Raw genomic sequence first — 22,896 nt, 5'->3', positions numbered from 1 at the left:
TGTTGTTTTTGTCTTTCGGTCAAACAGGCCACGCATCACCTCAAGGCAACGCGCAGCCGATGCTTACAATCCCAGTGCGTATCGCAAAACCTGACGCTTCAGCACGCCTGAATGCTCAGCGGCAATGAGCCCCAGATTGCGCACCAGCTTTAGCGGCCCAACCTGGTTACTGAAGGTAAAATAGAACAGGTCCATGCCACTCTGCATCAGCAAATTATCGTTGCGCCGCTGGCGTTGATAGCGCAGCAGTATGCGTTCGGATGACCAGTCCTCTGCTTTATTTCGCGCCTCAATCAATACGTCCATTAATGCATCGATATCCCGATAGCCCAGATTGACGCCCTGCCCCGCCAGAGGATTAATGGTGTGCGCGGCATCCCCCACCAGCGCCAGCCCTGGCATAACATAGCGCGAGGCGTGACGACGCACCAGCGGGAAGCCCCCGGCTGCATGGGCGTGAAAGCGTCCCAGCCGTGCCGGGAAATGCCGGGCAATTTCTTTTTCCAACTGCGCCATCGGCATAGTCTGTAGCTGACGAATGCGTGCAGCGGAGTCGTACCACACCAGAGAAGCATGGTTGCCAAACAGCGGCAGAAACGCACGCGGCCCCTGCGGCGTAAAATGCTGCCAGGTGGCATCGCCAGCGGGATGTTCACAGGTGACGCTGACCAGCAGACAGGACTGCGCGTAGCGCCAGCCACGAATGCCGATACCGGCCATTTGCCGCACCTGCGAGTTGGCACCATCGGCCCCCACGACTAATGCCGTGCTGATCGCAGTCCCATTGCTCAATGACAGCGTCCAGCCGCCATTGCAGGGCTGGAGGTCGTCCATCGTCGCCGGGCACAGCAGGGTGATGCCGCGCTGTTCCATCTCTTCCCACAGGGCGCGTTGCAACACATTATTTTCAACCATGTAACCGAGTTCAGGCAGCCCCAGCGATTCGGCGTCGAAATTGACCTGCGCCGTTTGCCACTCCCAGGTTTCAAGTTTGCGATAAGGCGCACAGCGCATCGCCTCAACACGTTGCCAGACGTTGAGCTGTTTCAGGAGTGCCACGGAAGAGGATCCGACCGCGGAAATACGCACATCGGGCAGGCTGTGTGGATCAAAAGGAGGTGGTGTTGCCCGCTCTACAACCGCCACACGAAACTGGTGCTGCGTCAGACCACATGCCAGCGCGGCGCCGACCATGCCACCGCCCACTATCACCACATCAAACCGGTTATCCTGCATAACTTTTTTCCCTCTTATCTGCCGTCACTTTTCAGCGCGGTTGTCTTACGGCAAAGTGTACCGGAAAAATCAGACACGATCAGAAAAGCCCTCAGGCTGGTCACATCCGCAGCAAAGCATTACAATACGCCCCCAGCACTTCACTGCACTGATTTAATGGCTAGCTCGATGACAAAAAAACTGCATATCAAAACCTGGGGATGTCAGATGAATGAGTACGATTCATCTAAGATGTCTGACCTACTGAACAGCACGCACGGCTATACCCTGACAGAGGAAGCCGAAGAGGCGGATATTCTGCTGCTCAACACCTGCTCTATCCGCGAGAAAGCGCAGGAGAAGGTCTTCCACCAGTTGGGGCGCTGGAAAAAACTGAAAGAGCGCAACCCGGATTTGATTATCGGTGTCGGCGGCTGCGTTGCGTCACAGGAAGGCGATCATATTCGCCAGCGTGCGCCGTGCGTGGACATCGTCTTTGGTCCGCAAACCCTGCACCGTCTGCCCGAAATGATTAACACCGTGCGCGGCAGCAAAAGTCCGGTTGTGGATATCAGCTTCCCGGAAATCGAAAAGTTTGACCGCCTGCCTGAACCGCGTGCTGAAGGGCCAACCGCGTTTGTCTCCATCATGGAAGGCTGCAACAAATACTGTACGTTCTGCGTGGTGCCTTATACCCGCGGCGAGGAAGTCAGCCGTCCCTCAGATGATATTCTGCTGGAGATCGCCCAACTGGCTGCACAGGGGGTTCGCGAGGTCAACCTGCTCGGTCAGAACGTCAACGCCTATCGCGGCGCGACCTTCGATGGTGACGTTTGCACCTTTGCTGAGCTGTTGCGTCTGGTCGCGGCCATCGACGGCATTGACCGCATTCGTTTCACCACCAGCCACCCGATTGAATTCACTGATGACATCATTGAGGTCTATCGCGATACGCCAGAGTTGGTGAGCTTCCTGCATCTGCCCGTACAGAGCGGTGCCGACCGTATTCTGACGCTGATGAAGCGTGCGCATACCGCGCTGGAATACAAGGCCATCATTCGCAAACTGCGGGCGGCGCGTCCGGATATTGAAATCAGCTCTGACTTTATCATTGGCTTCCCGGGGGAAACCCAGCAGGACTTTGAACAGACCATGAAGCTGATTGGCGATATCAACTTTGATATGAGCTACAGCTTTATCTACTCCGCGCGTCCCGGTACACCGGCGGCAGACCTGCCTGACGACGTCAGCGAAGACGAGAAGAAACAGCGTCTCTATATTCTGCAGGAACGTATCAATCAGCAGGCGATGGCCATCAGCCGTCGTATGATGGGCAGCGTGCAGCGCATTCTGGTCGAGGGCATCTCACGTAAAAACGTGATGGAGCTGACTGGCCGCACCGAAAACAACCGTGTGGTCAACTTTGAAGGGCCCGTGGAGATGATTGGTAAATTTGCCGACGTGGAAATCGTGGACGTTTATACCAACTCACTGCGCGGCAAGCTGGTTCGTACAGAAGAGGAACTGGGCCTGCGTGTGGCGGAAAGCCCGGAGTCCGTTATCGCCCGTACCCGCAAGGAAAACGACATCGGCGTTAGCGTATTCCAGCCCTGATGCTTCGTTTTGTGCGGCGGCCCAGCATTCGCCGCCGCACATTCTGCTGTTTTGCACTTGGTTTATGCCAGTGCCGCCCAAATATCACTTCACAAGCTTGCGCCCCGGCGCTACCGCATAAATAATTTCGTTACGATGCATCCGCTTAACGCGTTTGATGCAGCAGCAAACCCTTTCAACTGGCCCTGAGTGACCCAAAGGATTCGTTTGAATATTGAAACCCGTGAAATCGCCCTTGAACCGGCTGATAACCGCCGTCTGATGAGCCTGTGTGGTCCGTTCGACGATAATGTGAAACAGCTGGAACGTCGTCTTGGCATTGAGATTAATCGCCGTGACAACCAGTTTAAACTGGTTGGTCGGGTGCTGTGTGTGAATGCCGCGGTTGATATCCTGAAAACGCTCTATGTCGATACTGCGCCAGTGCGCGGGGAGATCCCGGATATTGAGCCTGAACAGATTCACCTGGCGATTAAAGAGAGCCGGGTGCTGGAACAAACGGCGGAAAGCGTGCCGGACTATGGTAAGGCGGTCAACATTAAGACCAAACGTGGCGTCATTAAGCCACGTACGCCGAATCAGGCACAGTACATTGCGAATGTTCTCGACCATGACATCACCTTTGGCGTGGGTCCGGCCGGTACGGGTAAAACCTATCTGGCCGTGGCCGCCGCGGTCGATGCGCTTGAGCGTCAGGAGATTCGACGTATCCTGCTGACGCGTCCCGCGGTCGAAGCGGGGGAAAAACTGGGCTTTCTGCCGGGCGACCTGAGTCAGAAAGTGGACCCGTATCTGCGCCCTCTTTATGACGCCCTGTTTGAGATGTTGGGATTCGAGAAGGTCGAGAAACTCATGGAGCGCAACGTCATTGAAGTGGCCCCGCTGGCCTACATGCGCGGCCGTACGCTCAATGACGCCTTCATTATTCTTGATGAAAGTCAGAACACCACTATCGAGCAGATGAAGATGTTTCTGACCCGTATTGGCTTTAACTCTAAAGCGGTCATCACCGGTGACGTGACGCAGATTGACCTGCCGCGCCACACGAAATCCGGTTTACGTCATGCCATTGAGGTGCTGTCTGAAGTGGAAGAGATCAGCTTCAACTTCTTCCACAGCGAAGACGTTGTGCGTCATCCCGTAGTGGCACGCATTGTGACCGCTTATGAAGCCTGGGAAGAAGCCGATCAAAAACGCCGCGATCAGCAAGCGGAAGAGCGTAAACGTGATGCCCTTGCGGCCCAGCACAGCGCCCAGGAGAATTCATGAGCGACGTGATCCTCGATCTGCAGCTGGCCTGCGAGCAGACCGATAATTTACCGACTGAAAGCCAGTTTCAACGCTGGCTGGAAGCGGCGGTAACGCCCTTCCAGCCAGAAAGTGAAGTGACCATTCGTCTGGTGGATGAAGCCGAAAGTCATGAACTTAATCTGACCTATCGGGGCAAAGATAAACCGACCAATGTGCTGTCATTTCCCTTTGAAGCCCCGCCCGGCATTGAATTACCGCTGTTAGGCGATCTGATCATTTGTCGTCAGGTCGTTGAGCAGGAAGCGCAGGAGCAGGGAAAAACCCCAGAAGCCCACTGGGCGCACATGGTGATCCATGGCACGCTGCATCTGTTGGGTTATGATCACATTGAAGACAGTGAAGCCGAAGAGATGGAAGGTATTGAGACAGAGATAATGCTTGCTCTTGGTTATCCTGATCCGTACATTTCGGAGAAAGAAAACACCTGAGTATCTGATTCAGGCCACCCTGCTGCTGGTGAACAGGCCGGCAGCGTAATTTCCTTACCAGAGAGATCTTTAAAAACCGCCATGAGCGACGACCATTCTCAAAACAGCGATGCACCCAGTAGTAAAAAGGGATTTTTTTCCCTTCTCATCAACCAACTGTTCCACGGTGAACCTAAAAACCGTGACGAGCTACTGGGCCTGATCCGTGACTCCAATCAAAAAGATCTGATTGATCAGGATACCCGGGACATGCTCGAGGGCGTGCTGGATATTGCAGAACAGCGCGTGCGTGACATCATGATCCCCCGCTCCCAGATGATTACGCTGAAACGTAATCAGAACCTGGAAGAGTGCCTCAGCGTGATTATCGATTCCGCGCACTCCCGCTTTCCGGTCATCAGCGAAGACAAAGACCACGTTGAAGGGACCCTGATGGCGAAAGATCTGCTGCCGTTTATGAGCAGCGAATCTGAGCCTTTCAGCGTGGAAAAAGTCCTGCGTCCGGCGGTCGTGGTCCCTGAGAGCAAGCGCGTTGACCGCATGCTGAAAGAGTTTCGCTCACAGCGCTATCATATGGCGATTGTGATCGATGAGTTTGGTGGTGTGTCCGGGCTGGTCACGATTGAAGATATTCTGGAACTGATCGTGGGCGAAATCGAAGACGAATATGACGATGAAGAAGATCGTGATATCCGCCAGCTTAATCGTCAGACTTATACCGTTCGGGCACTTACCCCGATTGAAGATTTCAACGAGGTATTTGGCACCCAGTTCAGCGACGATGAAGTGGATACCATCGGTGGACTGGTGATGCAGGGCTTTGGTCACCTGCCGGCGCGCGGCGAAAGCATCGACATCGATGGTTACCAGTTCAAAGTTGCCATGGCTGACAGCCGTCGTATCATCCAGGTTCACGTAAAAATTCCGGAAAATTCGGCGCAACCTCAACTGGATGACGAATAAATTTATGGCATTAGCCTCACTTTACCAGCAGCAGCGGGTCCGTCTGCTGCTGGCTTTACTCAGCGGTGCCTGCGGCACGCTGGCGTTTTCCCCCTATGATTTTTGGCCTGCTGCCCTCGTCTCGCTGTGTGGGTTGCAAATCCTTACGTTAAAACGCACCAGCCCGCAGGCCAGCGCCATAGGTTTCATCTGGGGGTTTGGCCTTTTTGGCAGCGGGATTAACTGGGTCTATGTCAGTATCGCTACCTTTGGCGGAATGCCAGGCCCGGTTAACGTATTCCTGGTCGTTTTGCTCGCGGCTTATCTGGCTATTTATCCGGCGCTGTTTGCCGGACTGCTCAACCGCATTTGGCCGCGAACTACCCTGTGGCGACTGGCCCTGGCCGCCCCGGCACTGTGGCAGATCACCGAATTTTTACGCGGCTGGATATTAACCGGCTTTCCGTGGCTGCAGTTCGGCTATAGCCAGATTAACGGCCCGTTAAAAGGGATTGCGCCCCTGGCCGGTGTGGAAACCATCACCTTCCTGCTGATGATCGTTGCGGGCTTACTGGTTTATGCTCTGCAGCAACGCCATCTTAAAAGCCTGCTGGGCGCGTTGGCATTACTGGCGGTATGCTGGCCGTTACGCTATCTGCACTGGTATCAGGCGCTGCCGAAGCAGGCGGTCAACGTGGCGCTGGTACAGGGTGATATTCCCCAGTCAATGAAGTGGGATCCGCAGCAGCTGCTAAATACCCTGCGCATCTACAGCGATTTGAGTCAGCCGCTGATGGGCAAAGCCCCCATTATTATCTGGCCTGAGTCGGCGATTACCGATCTGGAAAGCAACCAGCAGCCTTTCCTGCGTTCGCTGGATAATGAACTGCGCGCGCGCGGCAGCTCACTGGTAACCGGCATCGTCGATTCACGGCTGGAACAGAATCGTTACCACGACTACAACACGGTCATCGTGCTGGGCGGCCCGAAACCCTATAACTACTACAGCACTAACCGCTACCAAAAAAACCACCTGGTACCGTTTGGGGAATTCGTGCCCATGGCCGATCTGCTGCGTCCGCTGGCCCCTTTCTTTGATTTGCCGATGTCCGCCTTTAGCCGCGGCGCTTATCTGCAACCTCAGCTCAATGTGGCGAATTATCATCTGACCACGGCCATTTGCTATGAGATTGTGTTGGGTGAACAGGTGCGCGCCAACTTCCGTCCGGATACCAATTTCCTGTTAACCGTTTCTAACGATGCCTGGTTTGGTCACTCGATTGGCCCCTGGCAGCATTTCCAGATGGCGCGTATGCGAGCGCTGGAACTGGGCAGGCCACTTCTGCGCGGCACTAACAACGGCGTAACGGCCGTGGTGAATGCCGATGGCGATGTGGAGAAAGTGCTGCCCCAGTTCACCCGGGATGTTTTAGTGGATAACGTGACGCCCACCCGCGGTGAAACGCCCTATTCTAAAGCCGGCATCTGGCCGGTATGGTTGGCCGCGCTGCTGAGCGGCGTCATTGCCTTTATCAGGCGTAACCGCTAATCCTCTGCGGCGAAGCGCTGTTTCGCCGCCTCTTCATCTGTTTGCCTCAGCCTCAGCCTCAGCCTCAGCCTCAGCCTCTGCCTCTGCCTCTGCCTCTGCCTCTGCCTCTGCCTCTGCCTCTGCCTCTGCCTCTGCCTCTGCAGTAAAACGGCCATTTCACCCAATTGTCATTTTGTTTTGGCACGATGATTGCAAAATGTTTCTGTATTCATCGACATTCGGGCCAGTTAACGGACGAGACGCACTAAAAAGAGTCCAGATGCGCACCTTTTACGTGCAATGGCGATTATTTGCCTTTTTTTGGTGCGAATGACATCGCAAAAAAGAAACTTTTTTGTTTCATTGAGTTAACAATCCGCTATGTTAGTGAATATTCTTAGCGCAGTTGCGCGAAGGGATAACAAAAAAAGCAGCGCAAAATACACACAACATCACACAATCAGTACAGGGTAGATCCTGTGCACTTTCCACATGAAGGAGTTGGAACATGCAATTACGCAAAGTGGCATTATCTCTTCTGCTGTTAAGCGCAGCGGCGGGAGCGGCCCAGGCGGAAGATCTGAGCGGTACCCTGAAGAAAATCAATGACAATGGCGTCATTGTCATCGGGCATCGTGAATCATCAGTTCCCTTTTCATATTACGACAACCAGCAAAAAGTCGTTGGCTATTCTCAGGCGTATTCAAACGCTATCGCAGAAGCCATTAAAGCCAAGTTAAATAAGCCCGATCTGCAAATCAAAATGATCCCGATCACCTCACAAAACCGTATTCCCCTGCTGCAAAACGGCACATACGATTACGAATGTGGCTCTACCACTAACAACCTTGAGCGCCAGAAACAGGCGGCGTTCTCCGATACCATTTTTGTTATCGGCACCCGTTTGCTGGTTAAGAAAGGCAGCCCGATCAAAGATTTTGACGATTTGAAAGGCAAAACCGTCGTAGTGACCTCGGGTACCACGTCAGAAGTGCTGCTGCACAAACTGAACGACGAGAAAAAGATGGATATGCGCATCATCAGCGCCAAAGACCATGGTGATTCATTCCGCACGCTGGAAACCGGTCGCGCCGTGGCCTTTATGATGGATGATGCCCTGCTGGCAGGCGAACGCGCCAAAGCGAAAAAGCCGGATGACTGGGTTATCATCGGTACGCCACAGTCTAAAGAAGCCTATGGCTGTATGCTGCGTAAAGACGATCCGCAGTTCAAAGCCCTGGTCGATGACACCATTGCCAAAGCCCAGACCTCCGGTCAGGCAGAGAAATGGTTCGACACCTGGTTTAAACAGCCCATTCCGCCAAAAAACCTGAACATGAACTTTGAACTGTCTGACGACATGAAAACGCTGTTCAAAACGCCGAATGACAAGGCACTGAATTAACAACGATAACAAGGGCGGCCTCGTCGCCCTCTCGATTGCTGAAACCGCGGCGTGGACAGACAGCCTGAACGGGTCGTTCCCCCGAATCAGGCGAAATTAGCCGCTCATCAATCTTCAGGGTAGCTCTGCTACCCTTTTTTACCGGAGCTCGTTATGGGTATCGATTGGAACTGGGGCATATTTCTCGAACAGGCCCCGTTCGGTAATACCACCTATCTCGGCTGGCTGTGGTCCGGTTTTCAGGTGACGATTGCCGTCTCCTGTTGTGCCTGGATTATTGCTTTCTGTGTGGGTTCATTTTTCGGCATTCTGCGTACTGTGCCTAATCGTCTGTTATCAACGATAGGAACCTGCTATGTAGAACTGTTTCGTAATATCCCCCTGATTGTTCAGTTCTTCTTCTGGTATCTGGTTGCGCCAGAGTTGGTAGGACAGGATCTGGGGATGTGGTTTAAGTCGGAGCTGGATCCCAATCTGCAATTCTTTATCTCCTCTGTTGTCTGTCTGGGACTGTTCACCGCTGCCCGTGTGTGCGAGCAGGTGCGTGCAGCCATTCAGTCTTTACCGCGTGGACAAAAGAATGCCGGGCTGGCCATGGGGCTGACGCTGCCCCAAACCTATCGCTATGTGCTGTTGCCCAATGCTTACCGGGTAATCGTGCCGCCAATGACGTCAGAAATGCTTAATCTGGTGAAAAACTCGGCTATTGCCTCGACGATCGGCCTGGTGGATATGGCGGCTCAGGCCGGCAAACTGCTGGACTATTCCTCGCACGCCTACGAATCCTTTACGGCGATTACCCTGGCTTACGTGGGAATTAACCTGGTGATTATGGTACTGATGGGCCTGGTCGAACGCAAAGTGCGCCTGCCTGGCAACGTGGGAGGCAAATAATGTACGCATTTGACTGGAGTTCGATTCCTCCCAGCCTGCCTTATCTGTTCAGTGGCCTGATGATCACCTTTAAGATCACCCTGACGGCCGTTGTGTTTGGCATCCTGTGGGGCACCCTGCTGGCGGTGATGCGCCTGTCCACTTTTAAACCTGTCAGTTGGTTTGCCAAACTGTATGTCAACCTGTTCCGTTCAGTGCCGCTGGTGATGGTGCTGCTGTGGTTTTATCTGGTCGTTCCCAGCTTTTTACAGCAGGTGCTGGGGATTTCGCCCAAGACCGACATCCGCCTGATCTCAGCAATGGTGGCCTTTTCCCTGTTTGAAGCCGCCTACTATTCTGAAATCATTCGTGCCGGGATTATCAGTATCGCGCGTGGGCAGTCCAGCGCTGCGCTGGCGCTGGGAATGACGCAGTGGCAGTCGATGAGGCTGGTTATTCTTCCTCAGGCGTTTCGCGCCATGGTGCCGCTGTTACTGACGCAGGGCATCGTCCTGTTTCAGGATACCTCGCTGGTTTATGTATTGAGTCTGGCTGACTTCTTCCGTACCGCTTCCACCATTGGCGAGCGTGACGGCACCCAGGTAGAAATGATTTTGTTTGCTGGTCTGGTCTACTTTGTGATCAGCCTGAGCGCGTCGCTGTTGGTCAGCTATCTAAAAAGAAAAAGGACGGTTTAAATGATTAACCTGAAAAACGTTTCCAAGTGGTATGGTCAATTTCAGGTGCTAACCGACTGCTCTACCGAGGTTCAGACCGGTGAAGTGGTGGTGGTATGTGGACCGTCAGGTTCCGGCAAATCAACCCTGATTAAAACCGTCAATGGCCTGGAGCCGATCCAGCAGGGCAGCATTACGGTAAACGGCACAGAGGTAAACAATAAAAAAACCAATCTGGCCACGCTGCGCAGCAAAGTCGGCATGGTGTTTCAGCATTTCGAACTGTTTCCTCACCTGAGCATTATCGACAATCTGGTACTGGCGCAGGTCAAAGTGCTAAAGCGTGATAAAGCCGCCGCCCGTGATAAAGGCCTCAAGCTTCTGACTCGCGTCGGTCTGTCTGCCCATGCGGAAAAGTTTCCCGGTCAGCTTTCCGGCGGTCAGCAGCAACGTGTCGCCATCGCGCGGGCGTTGTGCATGGATCCGATTGCCATGTTGTTCGATGAACCCACATCGGCGCTCGATCCTGAAATGATCAACGAAGTGCTGGACGTGATGGTGGAACTGGCGCAGGAAGGCATGACCATGATGGTTGTTACGCACGAAATGGGCTTTGCCCGTAAGGTAGCCAACCGGGTCATCTTTATGGATGAAGGCAAAATTATCGAAGACACGAATAAAGACGACTTCTTTAATAATCCGCAGTCAGAACGGGCGAAGGATTTCCTGGCAAAAATTCTGCACTAAAAAACAGGCGGGCACCCTGCCCGCCTGCTTCTTTTACGGCTCAAAAGGCTGACGATAAAACTGATCGTGGTGACATTCCGGGCAGCGCGACAGGGTTTCTGGCGTATAAATCGCCCGGGTAAAATGGCATTTTTCGCAGACCAGGTTGCCCAGGCCCACCACCTCACCACTTTGGTAAACGCCGTGGTGTTGCAAATCCTGAAAGACTTCCCGCCATTCCAGCTGACTTTTATCGGTGATGTCCGCCAGCTCTTTCCAGATGCTTTCCCGGATCACGCGCATAAAGACCGAGTCCGCCACCGGTTCTTCTGCTTCGGCATAGTTACGACCAAACTCCGCCAAATCGCGGCGCACCGACGCCAGCGCCCGATCGATTTCGTCCGGTGTCAGATCGGAGTGCGCACGTAAATGACGGCGTCTATCTTCTACCAGCGTATCCAGATCGCGATCGCCGTGGCGAAGACGTTCGGTTAATACCGCCAACGACTCATGATACTCCTGTGCCACTTTATTCATTTTATTCTCCTTTTTGCGCTCGGTACCTGTACTAAGTTTAGCTACTTTGTCACATTTGCCCGGTTCCCTGGGTAAGGAATGGTAAAAGAGTGAAAGCACTGACGCTTTGACGATAAATCGCCTCTGCAAAAGTGGGAAGTGTTGTTGATGCGCGGCCTTATGGGTATGCTATGCGGATCGTAAAGTCAGCAAAGTGTCATTTATTAAGGACCACAGGCAGCCATGCAAGAGCAATACCGCCCGGAAGAGATTGAATCCCGCGTTCAGCAGCAGTGGGATGAAAACGAAACGTTTAAAGTGACTGAGCAGGAAGGCAAAGAGAAATATTATTGCCTGTCCATGTTGCCCTATCCTTCTGGCCGCCTTCATATGGGTCACGTTCGTAACTACACCATCGGCGACGTCATCGCGCGTTATCAGCGCATGCTCGGCAAAAATGTGCTGCAGCCTATCGGTTGGGATGCGTTCGGTCTGCCTGCGGAAGGCGCGGCGGTAAAAAACAACACCGCGCCCGCCCCCTGGACTTATGACAACATCGCGTATATGAAAAACCAGCTTAAACTGCTGGGCTTTGGCTATGACTGGAGCCGCGAACTGGCGACCTGTCAGCCAGAGTATTACCGCTGGGAACAGTGGTTCTTTACCAAACTCTATGAGAAAGGCCTGGTTTACAAAAAAACCTCGGCGGTGAACTGGTGCCCGAACGACCAGACGGTACTGGCCAATGAGCAGGTTATTGACGGCTGCTGCTGGCGCTGTGACACCAAAGTTGAGCGTAAAGAGATCCCACAGTGGTTTATCAAAATCACCGATTACGCCGAAGAGCTGTTAAACGATCTGGATACGCTGGAAGAGTGGCCTGAGCAGGTCAAAACCATGCAGCGTAACTGGATCGGCCGCTCTGAAGGGGTGGAAATCACCTTTGACGTGGCGGACAGCCCTGAGAAAGTCACGGTTTATACCACGCGTCCAGATACCTTCTACGGCGCGACCTATGTCGCCGTGGCCGCCGGTCATCCGCTGGCGCTGCAGGCGGCTGCCAGCAATCCTGCCCTCGCTGACTTTATTGCCGAATGCCGCAATACCAAAGTGGCCGAAGCCGATATGGCCACCATGGAAAAGAAAGGCATGGCCACTGGCCTGTCTGCGGTGCACCCGTTAACAGGTGAGGCTGTTCCTGTCTGGGTCGCGAACTTTGTGCTGATGGAGTACGGCACGGGTGCCGTGATGGCGGTTCCGGCACATGACCAGCGTGACTGGGAGTTTGCCACGAAATACGATCTGCCGATCAAGCCGGTGATCCTGAACCTGGACGGCAGCGAGCCGGACGTAAGCACTGGCGCGATGACCGATAAAGGTACGCTGTTTAACTCCGCCGAGTGCAGCGGTCTGGATCACAGTGCCGGTTTCAACGCCATTGCGGATGCGCTGGCGGCGAAAGGTGTTGGCGTACGTAAAGTCAATTATCGCCTGCGCGACTGGGGTGTTTCCCGTCAGCGCTACTGGGGCGCGCCCATTCCGATGGTGACGCTGGAAGATGGCACCGTGATGCCCACGCCAGAAGATCAGCTTCCGGTTATCCTGCCTGAAGATGTGGTCATGGACGGCATCACCAGCCCGATTAAGGCCGATCCCGAGTGGGCAAAGACCACCGTGAACGGTCAGCCTGCCCTGCGCGAAACCGATACCTTTGACACCTTCATGGAGTCTTCATGGTATTACGCGCGCTACACCTGTGCGGACTATAAAGATGGCATGCTGGACCCGGCTGCAGCGAACTACTGGCTGCCAGTGGATCAGTATGTGGGCGGTATCGAACACGCCATCATGCACCTGATGTATTTCCGTTTCTTCCATAAGCTGCTGCGCGATGCAGGCCTGGTAAACTCGAATGAGCCTGCTAAACGTCTGCTGTGCCAGGGCATGGTATTGGCGGATGCGTTCTACTATCTGGGCGTCAACGGCGAACGTAACTGGGTTTCCCCGGTGGATGTCACCGTTGAGCGCGATGAGAAAGGCCGCATTACCAAAGCCGTGGACACCCAGGGCCGTGAGGTGATCTACGCAGGCATGAGCAAAATGTCGAAGTCGAAAAACAACGGCATTGACCCACAGTTGATGGTTGAGCGCTACGGCGCGGATACCGTACGTCTGTTTATGATGTTTGCCTCACCGGCCGACATGACGCTGGAGTGGCAGGAATCCGGTGTTGAAGGCGCGAACCGCTTCCTGAAGCGCGTCTGGAAACTAGCCTATGACCATTCACAGAAAGGCGCGACTGTCGCTCTGGACGTTGCCAGCCTGAACGATGATCAGAAAGGCTTACGTCGCGATCTGCATAAAACTATTGCCAAAGTGTCCGACGATATCGGCCGCCGTCAGACCTTTAACACCGCGATTGCCGCCGTGATGGAACTGATGAACAAGCTGACGCGTGCACCACAGGACAGCGAACAGGATCGTGCACTGATGCAGGAAGCGTTACTCGCCGTGACGCGTTTACTGTATCCGTTCACGCCTCATGCCTGCTTCGTACTGTGGCAAACGCTGGGCGGCCAAGGCACCATCGACAATGCAGAATGGCCGGTTGCCGATGACGCCGCGATGGTTGAGGACGCCTTATTGGTTGTCGTGCAGGTTAACGGTAAAGTCCGTGGTAAAATTACCGTGGCAGCCGATGCTACCCAGGAACAGGTTCAGGCTCGTGCGGCTGAGGAACCATTAGTGGCGAAATACCTTGATGGTGTTAGCATTCGTAAAGTCATTTATGTACCGGGCAAACTGCTTAACCTGGTTGTGGGTTAAGTTCAGGAGGAACTGTGCGACATCCGATTATCAGGTTGTTTGTCATGCTGGCGGTGGTGATCACCGCCGGCTGTGGTTTTCATCCGCGCGGCACCACTCAGGTGCCAACCGAACTGAGAACGCTGATTTTAGACAGTGGTGACCCTTATGGCCCGCTGACGCGTACCGTGCGCCAGCAGCTGCGGATTAACAACGTCAATATTGTTGAGGCGACGCAGAAAAACAGCCTGACCGTCCCGACAATGCGTCTTGGTGGAGAAGCACAAAGCCGCAGTACCGCATCCGTATTTATCAGCGGTACCACAGCGGAGTATCAGTTGACGATGTCGGTTTCTGCTCAGGTGCTGATCCCCAATAAAGGGATCTATCCGATCAGCGCAACCGTCTACCGCTCGTTCTTTGATAACCCGAACGCGGCGCTGGCGAAAGATGCTGAGCAGGACATGATTATGCAGGAGATGCGTCAGCGCGCTGCCGAACAGCTGGTTCGTAAGCTGCTTACCGTGCATGCCGCGCAGATGGAAAATCAGCAGATGCCCTCTACATCGACGGTTTCAAAAGCGGTTCAGCCTGCTGCCGGGGTCTCTTCCTCTGCGGCAACCAAGTCGAAATGATCAGGATTTATCCGGAACAACTCAGCGCGCAGCTCCGTGAGGGGCTGCGCGCCTGTTATTTATTAACCGGTAATGAACCCTTGCTGTTGCAGGAAAGTGCAGATGCGATTCGGGACAGTGCCCTGGCACAGGGCTTTGAAGAACATCTGAGTTTTACACTGGATGCGCAGACCGACTGGGACAGCCTGTTTATGAGCTGCCAGTCGCTGAGCCTGTTTGCCCAGCGTCAAACGTTAACGTTGCAGTTCCCGGAAAATGGCCCTAACGCGGCGATTGCCGAACAGTTGATCAAGCTGGCCCCGCTGCTTCACGCCGATATTTTGCTGATTTGCCGAATGGCGAAGCTCAGTAAAGCCCAGGAAAACAGTGCCTGGTTTAAAGCGCTTTCCGCTCATGCCGTGCTGGTCCCCTGCCAGACACCCGAACAGGCTCAGCTTCCCCGCTGGGTTGTCAGCCGAGCAAAAACCCTCAAGCTCGATATCGATGATGCGGCCGTCCAGCTGTTGTGTTACTGCTATGAAGGTAATCTGCTGGCTCTGGCCCAGGCGCTTGAACGGCTGTCACTGCAATGGCCCGATGGCAAACTGACCCTGCCGCGCGTTGAAGCCGCCGTCAGCGATGCCGCTCACTTCACGCCCTACCACTGGGTGGATGCGCTACTCGGCGGCAAAAGCCGCCGCGCCTTGCACATCCTGCAGCAGTTAGAAAGAGAAGAGAGCGAAGTGGCGATATTGCTCCGCACCCTGCAGCGCGATTTGATGACCCTGCTGCATCTGCAACGGCATCAGTCGCAACAGCCGCTGCGCACGCTAATGGATCAGCAGCGTATCTGGCAAAACCGTCGCAACCTGTTTACGGAAGCACTTCAGCGCCTTGATGCCTCCAGGCTACAGCAGGCCATTCATCTGTTGATGCAAATCGAACTTACTCTAAAGCAGGATTATGGTCAGTCGGTCTGGCCGCAGTTGCAGACGCTGTCGATGTTGATTGCCAATCGCGCTTTCCCTGCGAGCCTCGCCCATGTCTGATTTACACGCGCTGTTTGGCGGTACCTTCGATCCTGTGCATTTTGGTCATCTGCGCCCGGTGGAAACGCTGGCCGGGCAAATTGGCCTGTCGAGGATCACACTGCTGCCCAATAATGTGCCGCCGCACCGGCCCCAACCAGAGGCCAGTCCGCAGCAGCGGGTTGAAATGCTCGAGTGCGCTATTCGCGATTTGCCGCTTTTTGACATCGACACGCGGGAATTACAACGTGATACGCCCTCGTGGACGGTCGATACCTTAGAAGCGCTGCGTGCCGAACGGGGTGAACAACCTCTGGGTTTTATTATTGGTCAGGACTCTCTGCTGTCGCTGGAAAAATGGCATCGCTGGCAGGAGCTGCTTAGCCTGTGCCATCTTTTGGTCTGCAAGCGACCGGGCTATCCGACGGAAATGGCGTCTCCAGCAATGCAACGCTGGCTGGACAGCCATGTAACACAAGACAGCCAGCAGCTTCACCAACGTCCTGCAGGGGCGATCTGGCTGGCGGAAACCCCGCTTTATGCGATATCGGCCACCGAGATCAGACAGCGCCGCCATCAGCACCTCGCCTGCGACGATTTATTGCCCGCCTCTGTGATAACCTACATCGACCGCGCCGGCTTATATCGCGACTGATATGGGCGTGATATACTGCGCCGCTAAATTTTTTGGCTGTCTTCCGGGTTTCAGCCAGCCCGCTATCACCAGTTTTGAAGGGGAACCTTTTGCAAGGTAAAGCACTCCAAGAGTTCGTTGTTGATAAGATTGATGATTTGAAAGGCCAGAACATCGTGACTCTCGACGTTCAGGGCAAATCGAGCATCACTGATTTCATGATCATTTGTACCGGTACCTCAACGCGCCACGTGACCTCTATCGCGGAACACGTCGAGCAGGAATCCCGTGCCGCCGGCCTGATGCCGCTGGGCGTGGAAGGTAAAGCCGCCGCTGACTGGGTCGTTGTGGATTTGGGCGAAGTGATCGTGCACGTCATGCAGGAAGAGAGCCGTCAGTTGTATGAACTGGAAAAGCTCTGGGGTTAAGCGGTGAAATTGCAGCTTGTTGCCGTCGGCACCAAAATGCCTGACTGGGTTCAGACCGGTTTTATGGAATACCTGCGTCGGTTTCCCAAAGACATGCCGTTTGAGTTAACGGAAGTCCCTGCGGGGAAACGGGGGAAAAATGCCGACATCAAACGCATTCTGGAAAAAGAAGGCGAAGCGATGCTGGCAGCGACAGGTAAAGGCAACCGCATTGTGACGCTGGATATCCCCGGACAACCCTGGGAAACCCCACAGCTGGCGCAGCAGCTGGAACGCTGGAAGCAGGATGGCCGTGACGTCAGCCTGTTGATTGGCGGGCCTGAAGGATTAGCGCCGGCCTGTAAAGCGGCGGCAGAACAAAGCTGGTCTCTCTCAACGTTAACGTTGCCTCATCCGCTGGTGCGCGTGCTGGTTGCAGAGAGCCTCTATCGTGCATGGAGCATTACGACAAATCATCCTTATCATCGTGAATAACCGATAAGCTCACTCCAGACATTACAAGTAGCGGATGAAATTACAAAGCAACGCCTTTCGCGATTACAGCGCCGAACAAAAAGTCTTTGTCCGCAGGGCTTTTATCGCTTTTGTCGGCATCTTACTGCTCTCCTCCGTGCTGGTGGTTAATCTCTATCACCTGCAGATTTTACGTTTCGACGACTACAGTACCCGGTCAAATGAAAACCGCATTAAGCTGGTGCCGGTCGCGCCCAGCCGCGGCATTATTTATGACCGTACCGGCACGCCGCTGGCCCTGAACCGTACGATTTATCAGGCAGAACTGGTGCCGGAAAAGGTCGACGATTTAAAACAAACGCTGCAAAACTTACGCCCGGTGCTCGAACTCACCGATGACGATATTGAGGCGTTTGAAAAAGAGCGTAAGCGCTCACGTCGCTTTACCTCTATCCCGGTAAAAACCGGCCTTAATGAGGTGCAGGTTGCACGCTTTGCCGTGAACCAGTACCGCTTTCCCGGCGTGGAAGTCAAAGGCTACCAGCGCCGCTACTATCCCTTTGGGCAAACCCTGACCCACGTTGTGGGCTACGTATCGAAAATCAACGATCGGGATGTGGCGCGTCTGGACAAAGAAGGTAAATGGCCAAACTATGCGGCTACGCACGATATCGGTAAACTCGGTATCGAAGCCTATTACGAAGACCTGCTGCACGGTAAAACCGGTTATGAAGAGGTTGAGGTAAACAACCGTGGCCGGGTTATTCGTCAGTTGCACGAGCAATCCCCGCAGGCCGGGCGCGATATCTATCTGACCATTGATCTGAAACTGCAGCAGTACATCGAAACGCTGTTAGCCGGCAGTCGTGCCGCAGTGGTGGTCAGCGATCCCCGCACCGGAGAAATTCTGGCCATGGTGTCCACGCCCAGTTACGATCCGAACCTGTTTGTTGACGGAATTTCCAGCAAAGACTATCGCGGATTACTGAGCGATGAAAACCGTCCACTGTATAACCGCGCGATTCAGGCCGCCTATCCGCCAGCCTCAACGGTCAAACCCTATGTCGCCGTTTCCGCGCTCAGCGCAGGCGTTATCAACCGAAATACCAGCCTGTTCGATCCCGGCTGGTGGCAACTGCCCGGCTCTGAAAAACGCTATCGCGACTGGAAAAAGTGGGGCCACGGTCGTCTGAACGTCACCAGATCGCTGGAAGAGTCTGCGGACACCTTCTTTTATCAGGTCGCCTATGACATGGGCATCGATCGCCTGTCGGAGTGGATGACCAAATTCGGCTACGGTGAACGTACGGGCATTGATTTACCCCAGGAGAGCGCGGGTAACATGCCGACGCGTGACTGGAAAATGCGCCGCTTTAAAAAGCCCTGGTATCAGGGTGATACCATTCCTGTTGGTATCGGTCAGGGCTACTGGACGGCAACACCATTGCAGATGAACAAAGCGATGATGATCCTCATCAACGACGGGGTTATCAAAGTGCCGCATATGCTGCGCGCCACGCGCGAAGGCCGCACCCTGGTGCCTTATCGTCAACCGCCTTCCCAGCCGATAGGCGATATCCACTCGGGCTACTGGGAAATTGCCAAAGACGGGATGTATGGCGTGGCCAATCGCCCCAATGGTACGGCTCACAAGAGCTTTGCCGATGCGCCATACAAAATTGCCGCGAAATCGGGTACGGCTCAGGTCTTCGGTCTGAAAGAGAACGAAACCTATAACGCACACAAAATCGCAGAACGCCTGCGTGACCACAAGCTGATGACCGCGTTTGCCCCTTACGATAAACCGCGTGTCGCCGTGACCATGATTCTGGAAAACGGCGGAGCCGGACCCGCCGTAGGCACGGTAATGCGTCAGATACTGGATCACATCATGTTAGGTGACAATAATACTGTCCTGCCGGATGCGGCCCCCACACCGCCAGGCTACGAAGGTGAATAATCATGTCGATGAATGACAGCCCGCAGAAGCGGTCAATATGGATGCGCATGCATATTGATCCGCTATTTATGCTGATTATCCTCGCGCTACTGACCTTTAGCGCCATTGTTATCTGGAGCGCCAGCGGGCAGGATCCCGGCATGATGGAGCGTAAGCTCGGCCAGATCGCCATGGGGCTGATCATTATGCTGGTGCTGGCCCAGGTTCCGCCCCGGGTATACGAAGGCTGGGCGCCTTACCTGTATATTGTCAGTGTCATCCTGCTCGTCGCCGTGGATGCCTTTGGCCAAATCAGTAAAGGGGCGCAGCGTTGGCTGGACCTGGGTTTTATCCGCTTCCAGCCCTCTGAGATCGCTAAAATCGCCGTTCCTTTAATGGTCGCGCGCTTTATCAACCGCGACGTGTGCCCACCGACCCTGAAAAACACCGCCATCGCTCTGGTGCTGATTTTCCTTCCTACGCTGTTAGTGGCCGCGCAGCCTGACCTCGGAACCTCGATTCTGGTCGCGGCCTCGGGATTATTTGTGCTGTTCCTCTCCGGCATGAGCTGGAAGCTGATTGGTATCGCCGTCCTGTTAGTTGCGGCCTTTATCCCCATATTGTGGTTCTTCCTGATGCATGACTATCAGCGAGACCGCGTGATGATGCTGCTCGATCCCGAAAGCGATCCGCTTGGCGCGGGTTACCACATTATTCAGTCTAAAATCGCTATTGGCTCTGGCGGACTGCGCGGTAAAGGCTGGCTGCATGGGACGCAATCACAGCTGGAGTTCTTACCGGAGCGTCACACCGACTTCATTTTCGCCGTGCTGGCAGAAGAGCTGGGACTGGTGGGCGTACTGTTGCTGCTGGTGCTGTACCTGCTGTTGATTATGCGTGGACTCATCGTGGCTGCCCGTGCGCAAACCACCTTTGGCCGGGTGATGGCCGGGGGTTTAATGTTGATTTTATTCGTCTATGTTTTCGTTAACATTGGCATGGTTAGTGGTATCTTACCGGTGGTTGGCGTTCCGTTGCCGCTGGTCAGTTACGGCGGCTCGGCGCTTATTGTGCTTATGGCGGGATTTGGCATCGTAATGTCGATCCACACACACCGAAAAATGTTATCTAAAAGTGTTTAAGAGGTCGCAGATGCGTAAGGACTGGCTTGGCGTTGTATTGGCTTCAATGGTTTTAGCTGCATGTTCTACCCAGGAACCGCAACAACAAAGTGCGCCACCGCAGCCTGCCTATAACGGCCCGGTGGTAGAGATTCCTGGCGTTGAGCCTCGTTATGAGCCGGTCAATCCGTCGACCAATCAGGACTACAGCGTCAACGGTAAAAACTACCGTATTATCAAAAATCCGGCCAACTACAGTGAAGTGGGGCTGGCCGCCTGGTACGGTGAGGAAGCCCAGGGTAATCGTACTGCGACGGGCGAGACCTTTGATCCCGATGCCCTGACGGCTGCCCATCCAACGCTGCCCCTGCCCAGCTACGTTCGCGTGACAAACCTGGCAAACGGCCGCCAGATTGTGGTGCGGGTTAACGATCGCGGCCCGTATACGCCGGGACGCATTATCGATCTGTCCCGTGCGGCAGGTGACCGCCTGAATATCTCCAACAATTCCCGCGTGCGGGTTGATTACATCAGTGTCGCACCGGATGGCACGCTTTCCGGCCCCGGCACCATCGGCACCGTGGTCGCGAAACAGAGCTATGCCCTGCCTGCGCGTCCCGACCTGAACGGTCCGGTCATGAGCAGCCCACAAGGCATGAGCGGTGGCAGTCAACCCATCATGAACGGTAGCAGCCAGCCGCAGACCGCCCCGGCGGCTGAACCCGAGGCTCAGGATATTTCACCCGTCAGCAATGCGACGCTGCAAAGCAATAATGCTATGGGCGCGCCAGTGCAAAGTAGCGGCTTCCTGGGCGCGCCGCAGCCGTTACCCAGCGGCGTGCTGGAAAGCAGTGAGCCCGCTGCCAGCCCCCCTGTCGCAGCCGCGCCTGTTGCCGCTGCGCCGGTTGCGGCCAGTGCCGCCGCATCACCCCGCCAGCCTGCCGCCAGCCAGAGTGCCTCATCCCTTTCAGGCTATGTCGTTCAGGTGAGTGCCATTAATGATGCAGCACGTGCCCGGCAGTTAGTTAACAGTTTACGCCAGCGCTTTGGCGTTCCTGGCGCTGTGGAAAACGCAGGCAATGTGTACCGCGTGCAGCTTGGTGGTTATAAAACCCGTGCAGAAGCCGTGGCCTTACAGCAACGGCTGAGCAGCGAAGGCCAGAGTGCGGCCTTCGTTACCACCGCAGGTCGTTAATCGAAAGAGGTTACCGTGACAGGTAACCTCTGCTAACAACTCATTCACTAAGCCGGATGTCTGAAAATCAGGCATTTGTTATGATGAGTGACTTTTTTAAACCTTAAACCCATGGATGTTGTCGTCCCACACATGAACACGCTGAAACCTTCTCGTTTGTTAAAACGCCTGACAGTGGGATCACTGATCGCCTTCTCCCTCAGCCATGCTGCCATCGCTGATGATGTTAATCTCAAGACCATGATTCCCGGCGTACCGGACATTGATGCCGAAGCTTATGTCCTCATCGACTACAATTCAGGCAAAGTGCTGGCTGAGAAAAACGCGGACGCACGCCGCGACCCGGCGAGCCTGACGAAGATGATGACCAGCTACGTCATCGGTCAGGCAGTTAAAGCAGGAAAAATCCACCAGGACGATATCGTTACCGTGGGGCAGGATGCGTGGGCGACCGGTAATCCGGTATTCAAAGGTTCATCCTTAATGTTCCTGAAGCCTGGCGACCGCGTTCCGGTTTCCCAGTTAACGCGCGGTATCGTTCTGCAGTCCGGTAATGATGCCTGTGTGGCGATGGCCGATTATGTCGCCGGCAGCCAGGATGCCTTTGTTGGTCTGATGAACAACTACGTGAAAGCGCTGGGTCTGCAAAACACGCATTTCCAGACCGTTCATGGCCTGGATGCGGAAGGTCAATACAGCTCAGCACGCGACATGGCGCTGATTGGCCAGGCGCTTATCCGTGATGTTCCTGAAGAGTACGCGGTTTATAAAGAGAAAGAGTTCACCTTTAACAATATTCGTCAGATGAACCGCAATGGTCTGTTGTGGGATACCAGCCTGACCGTTGACGGCATCAAAACCGGTCACACCGCGTCAGCAGGCTATAACCTGGTGGCCTCTGCGACAGAAGGACAGATGCGTTTGATCTCTGCCGTGATGGGCGGTCATACCTTCAAAGGCCGCGAAACGGAAAGTAAAAAGCTGCTGACCTGGGGTTTCCGCTTCTTTGAAACCGTTGCACCGCTGAAAGCCGGGAAAGAGTTTGCCTCTGAGCCCGTGTGGTTTGGTAACAGCGATCGCGTCCAACTGGGCGTTGAAAAAGATGCTTATCTGACCATTCCACGCGGCCGGATGAAAGATCTGAAAGCCAGCTATGTCCTCACCAATACCGAGCTGCATGCGCCACTGAAGAAAAACCAGGTGGTTGGCAGTATCAATTTCCAGCTCGATGGCAAAACTATCGATCAGCGTCCTCTGGTGGTGTTAAATGAAGTCTCTGAAGGCGGCTTCTTCAGTCGTATCGTTGACTATATCAAACTGATGTTCCACCACTGGTTCGGTTAATGGTGCATGGCGGTTGAAAAACCGCCACTCTGCCCCCATTACAGGTTAATATGATGCTCCCGCTTCGGCGGGAGCCTGTTTTTTATGTACCGGAGTGATT

General features: G+C 54.5%; 21 protein-coding genes. 19 read left to right on the top strand and 2 right to left on the bottom strand.

What is annotated here, in order from left to right; all coding sequences use genetic code 11:
- Positions 1 to 63: 63 nt before the first annotated feature.
- Positions 64 to 1,236, bottom strand: coding sequence for a 3-demethoxyubiquinol 3-hydroxylase (gene ubiF / locus QLG08_RS12015; protein ID WP_022623693.1), 1,173 nt, complete (start codon positions 1,234 to 1,236; stop codon positions 64 to 66).
- A 168-nt stretch (positions 1,237 to 1,404) separates the two neighbouring features.
- On the opposite strand from ubiF, the gene miaB reads away from it, so the two are divergent.
- The 9 genes from miaB (at position 1,405) to QLG08_RS11970 (ending at position 10,740) form a co-directional block, all read left to right on the top strand.
- Positions 1,405 to 2,829: a tRNA (N6-isopentenyl adenosine(37)-C2)-methylthiotransferase MiaB gene (gene miaB, locus QLG08_RS12010; protein WP_022623694.1), complete on the top strand. Its 1,425-nt coding sequence runs from the start codon at positions 1,405 to 1,407 to the stop codon at positions 2,827 to 2,829.
- A gap of 207 nt (positions 2,830 to 3,036) precedes the next feature.
- Entirely contained in the window at positions 3,037 to 4,098 is a 1,062-nt protein-coding gene (locus tag QLG08_RS12005) for a PhoH family protein (RefSeq protein ID WP_014606308.1), read from the top strand.
- Complete coding sequence (ybeY, locus tag QLG08_RS12000) at positions 4,095 to 4,568, top strand: rRNA maturation RNase YbeY (protein ID WP_013025028.1); 474 nt, start codon at positions 4,095 to 4,097, stop codon at positions 4,566 to 4,568. The genes QLG08_RS12005 and ybeY overlap by 4 nt, the downstream gene beginning before the upstream one ends.
- 81 nt (positions 4,569 to 4,649) lie before the next feature.
- Positions 4,650 to 5,531: a CNNM family magnesium/cobalt transport protein CorC gene (gene corC / locus QLG08_RS11995; protein WP_238493095.1), complete on the top strand. Its 882-nt coding sequence runs from the start codon at positions 4,650 to 4,652 to the stop codon at positions 5,529 to 5,531.
- Between the two features lie 4 nt (positions 5,532 to 5,535).
- The gene (lnt, locus tag QLG08_RS11990) at positions 5,536 to 7,059 is read left to right on the top strand and encodes an apolipoprotein N-acyltransferase (protein WP_145032282.1); all 1,524 of its coding nucleotides are present in this window, start codon (positions 5,536 to 5,538) and stop codon (positions 7,057 to 7,059) included.
- A 487-nt stretch (positions 7,060 to 7,546) separates the two neighbouring features.
- Positions 7,547 to 8,443, top strand: a complete 897-nt coding sequence (locus QLG08_RS11985) for an amino acid ABC transporter substrate-binding protein (RefSeq protein ID WP_013025024.1) — start codon at positions 7,547 to 7,549, stop codon at positions 8,441 to 8,443.
- A gap of 153 nt (positions 8,444 to 8,596) precedes the next feature.
- The gene (locus QLG08_RS11980) at positions 8,597 to 9,337 is read left to right on the top strand and encodes an amino acid ABC transporter permease (protein ID WP_013025023.1); all 741 of its coding nucleotides are present in this window, start codon (positions 8,597 to 8,599) and stop codon (positions 9,335 to 9,337) included.
- Positions 9,337 to 10,014 (top strand): glutamate/aspartate ABC transporter permease GltK, encoded by a 678-nt coding sequence (gene gltK / locus QLG08_RS11975; RefSeq protein WP_013025022.1) that lies wholly within the window; start codon positions 9,337 to 9,339, stop codon positions 10,012 to 10,014. The genes QLG08_RS11980 and gltK overlap by 1 nt, the downstream gene beginning before the upstream one ends.
- A complete protein-coding gene (locus QLG08_RS11970) occupies positions 10,015 to 10,740 on the top strand; it encodes an amino acid ABC transporter ATP-binding protein (protein ID WP_013025021.1) in 726 nt (241 codons plus the stop codon). It abuts the gene before it with no gap.
- Positions 10,741 to 10,773: 33 nt separating this feature from the next.
- Here the strand turns inward: QLG08_RS11970 and QLG08_RS11965 are convergent, their stop codons facing one another.
- On the bottom strand, positions 10,774 to 11,256 hold the full coding sequence (locus QLG08_RS11965; protein ID WP_019106259.1) for a zinc ribbon-containing protein: 483 nt from the start codon (positions 11,254 to 11,256) through the stop codon (positions 10,774 to 10,776).
- Positions 11,257 to 11,478: 222 nt separating this feature from the next.
- Between QLG08_RS11965 and leuS the strand changes: the two genes are divergently transcribed.
- The 10 genes from leuS (at position 11,479) to dacA (ending at position 22,796) form a co-directional block, all read left to right on the top strand.
- On the top strand, positions 11,479 to 14,061 hold the full coding sequence (gene leuS / locus QLG08_RS11960) for a leucine--tRNA ligase (RefSeq protein ID WP_042677651.1): 2,583 nt from the start codon (positions 11,479 to 11,481) through the stop codon (positions 14,059 to 14,061).
- A 14-nt stretch (positions 14,062 to 14,075) separates the two neighbouring features.
- Positions 14,076 to 14,675 carry an LPS assembly lipoprotein LptE gene (lptE, locus tag QLG08_RS11955; RefSeq protein ID WP_014606312.1) on the top strand — a complete coding sequence of 200 codons (600 nt, stop codon included), beginning with the start codon at positions 14,076 to 14,078 and terminating at the stop codon, positions 14,673 to 14,675.
- Positions 14,672 to 15,703, top strand: a complete 1,032-nt coding sequence (holA, locus tag QLG08_RS11950; RefSeq protein ID WP_104933261.1) for a DNA polymerase III subunit delta — start codon at positions 14,672 to 14,674, stop codon at positions 15,701 to 15,703. Before lptE ends, holA begins: the two co-directional genes overlap by 4 nt.
- Positions 15,696 to 16,337 (top strand): nicotinate-nucleotide adenylyltransferase, encoded by a 642-nt coding sequence (gene nadD / locus QLG08_RS11945; protein ID WP_014593165.1) that lies wholly within the window; start codon positions 15,696 to 15,698, stop codon positions 16,335 to 16,337. The genes holA and nadD overlap by 8 nt, the downstream gene beginning before the upstream one ends.
- Positions 16,338 to 16,426: 89 nt before the next feature.
- Positions 16,427 to 16,744, top strand: coding sequence for a ribosome silencing factor (rsfS, locus tag QLG08_RS11940; protein ID WP_014606314.1), 318 nt, complete (start codon positions 16,427 to 16,429; stop codon positions 16,742 to 16,744).
- A gap of 3 nt (positions 16,745 to 16,747) precedes the next feature.
- Positions 16,748 to 17,218 (top strand): 23S rRNA (pseudouridine(1915)-N(3))-methyltransferase RlmH, encoded by a 471-nt coding sequence (gene rlmH / locus QLG08_RS11935; protein WP_013025014.1) that lies wholly within the window; start codon positions 16,748 to 16,750, stop codon positions 17,216 to 17,218.
- Positions 17,219 to 17,252: 34 nt separating this feature from the next.
- Positions 17,253 to 19,157 carry a peptidoglycan DD-transpeptidase MrdA gene (gene mrdA / locus QLG08_RS11930; protein ID WP_013025013.1) on the top strand — a complete coding sequence of 635 codons (1,905 nt, stop codon included), beginning with the start codon at positions 17,253 to 17,255 and terminating at the stop codon, positions 19,155 to 19,157.
- Positions 19,158 to 19,165: 8 nt separating this feature from the next.
- Positions 19,166 to 20,278 (top strand): peptidoglycan glycosyltransferase MrdB, encoded by a 1,113-nt coding sequence (gene mrdB, locus QLG08_RS11925; RefSeq protein WP_024471157.1) that lies wholly within the window; start codon positions 19,166 to 19,168, stop codon positions 20,276 to 20,278.
- A 10-nt stretch (positions 20,279 to 20,288) separates the two neighbouring features.
- Positions 20,289 to 21,452 (top strand): endolytic peptidoglycan transglycosylase RlpA, encoded by a 1,164-nt coding sequence (rlpA, locus tag QLG08_RS11920; RefSeq protein ID WP_029569790.1) that lies wholly within the window; start codon positions 20,289 to 20,291, stop codon positions 21,450 to 21,452.
- 132 nt (positions 21,453 to 21,584) lie between these two features.
- The gene (dacA, locus tag QLG08_RS11915; RefSeq protein WP_019106261.1) at positions 21,585 to 22,796 is read left to right on the top strand and encodes a D-alanyl-D-alanine carboxypeptidase DacA; all 1,212 of its coding nucleotides are present in this window, start codon (positions 21,585 to 21,587) and stop codon (positions 22,794 to 22,796) included.
- The last annotated feature ends 100 nt before the right edge of the window (positions 22,797 to 22,896 follow it).

Origin of the sequence: Pantoea sp. V106_11, assembly GCF_029967885.1 — a bacterium.
In the GTDB taxonomy this organism is placed as follows: domain Bacteria; phylum Pseudomonadota; class Gammaproteobacteria; order Enterobacterales; family Enterobacteriaceae; genus Pantoea; species Pantoea ananatis.
This window is presented reverse-complemented; position numbering and strand designations above follow the sequence as displayed.

Coding starts and splice junctions, on each gene's coding strand:
- ybeY (WP_013025028.1), top strand. CDS start 4,095: ATGAGCGACGTGATCCTCGATCTGCAGCTGGCCTGCGAGCAGACCGAT.
- mrdA (WP_013025013.1), top strand. CDS start 17,253: ATGAAATTACAAAGCAACGCCTTTCGCGATTACAGCGCCGAACAAAAA.
- holA (WP_104933261.1), top strand. CDS start 14,672: ATGATCAGGATTTATCCGGAACAACTCAGCGCGCAGCTCCGTGAGGGG.
- QLG08_RS11985 (WP_013025024.1), top strand. CDS start 7,547: ATGCAATTACGCAAAGTGGCATTATCTCTTCTGCTGTTAAGCGCAGCG.
- miaB (WP_022623694.1), top strand. CDS start 1,405: ATGACAAAAAAACTGCATATCAAAACCTGGGGATGTCAGATGAATGAG.
- corC (WP_238493095.1), top strand. CDS start 4,650: ATGAGCGACGACCATTCTCAAAACAGCGATGCACCCAGTAGTAAAAAG.
- ubiF (WP_022623693.1), bottom strand. CDS start 1,236: ATGCAGGATAACCGGTTTGATGTGGTGATAGTGGGCGGTGGCATGGTC.
- QLG08_RS11965 (WP_019106259.1), bottom strand. CDS start 11,256: ATGAATAAAGTGGCACAGGAGTATCATGAGTCGTTGGCGGTATTAACC.
- gltK (WP_013025022.1), top strand. CDS start 9,337: ATGTACGCATTTGACTGGAGTTCGATTCCTCCCAGCCTGCCTTATCTG.
- rlpA (WP_029569790.1), top strand. CDS start 20,289: ATGCGTAAGGACTGGCTTGGCGTTGTATTGGCTTCAATGGTTTTAGCT.
- leuS (WP_042677651.1), top strand. CDS start 11,479: ATGCAAGAGCAATACCGCCCGGAAGAGATTGAATCCCGCGTTCAGCAG.
- QLG08_RS11980 (WP_013025023.1), top strand. CDS start 8,597: ATGGGTATCGATTGGAACTGGGGCATATTTCTCGAACAGGCCCCGTTC.
- QLG08_RS11970 (WP_013025021.1), top strand. CDS start 10,015: ATGATTAACCTGAAAAACGTTTCCAAGTGGTATGGTCAATTTCAGGTG.
- lnt (WP_145032282.1), top strand. CDS start 5,536: ATGGCATTAGCCTCACTTTACCAGCAGCAGCGGGTCCGTCTGCTGCTG.
- dacA (WP_019106261.1), top strand. CDS start 21,585: ATGAACACGCTGAAACCTTCTCGTTTGTTAAAACGCCTGACAGTGGGA.
- nadD (WP_014593165.1), top strand. CDS start 15,696: ATGTCTGATTTACACGCGCTGTTTGGCGGTACCTTCGATCCTGTGCAT.
- mrdB (WP_024471157.1), top strand. CDS start 19,166: ATGAATGACAGCCCGCAGAAGCGGTCAATATGGATGCGCATGCATATT.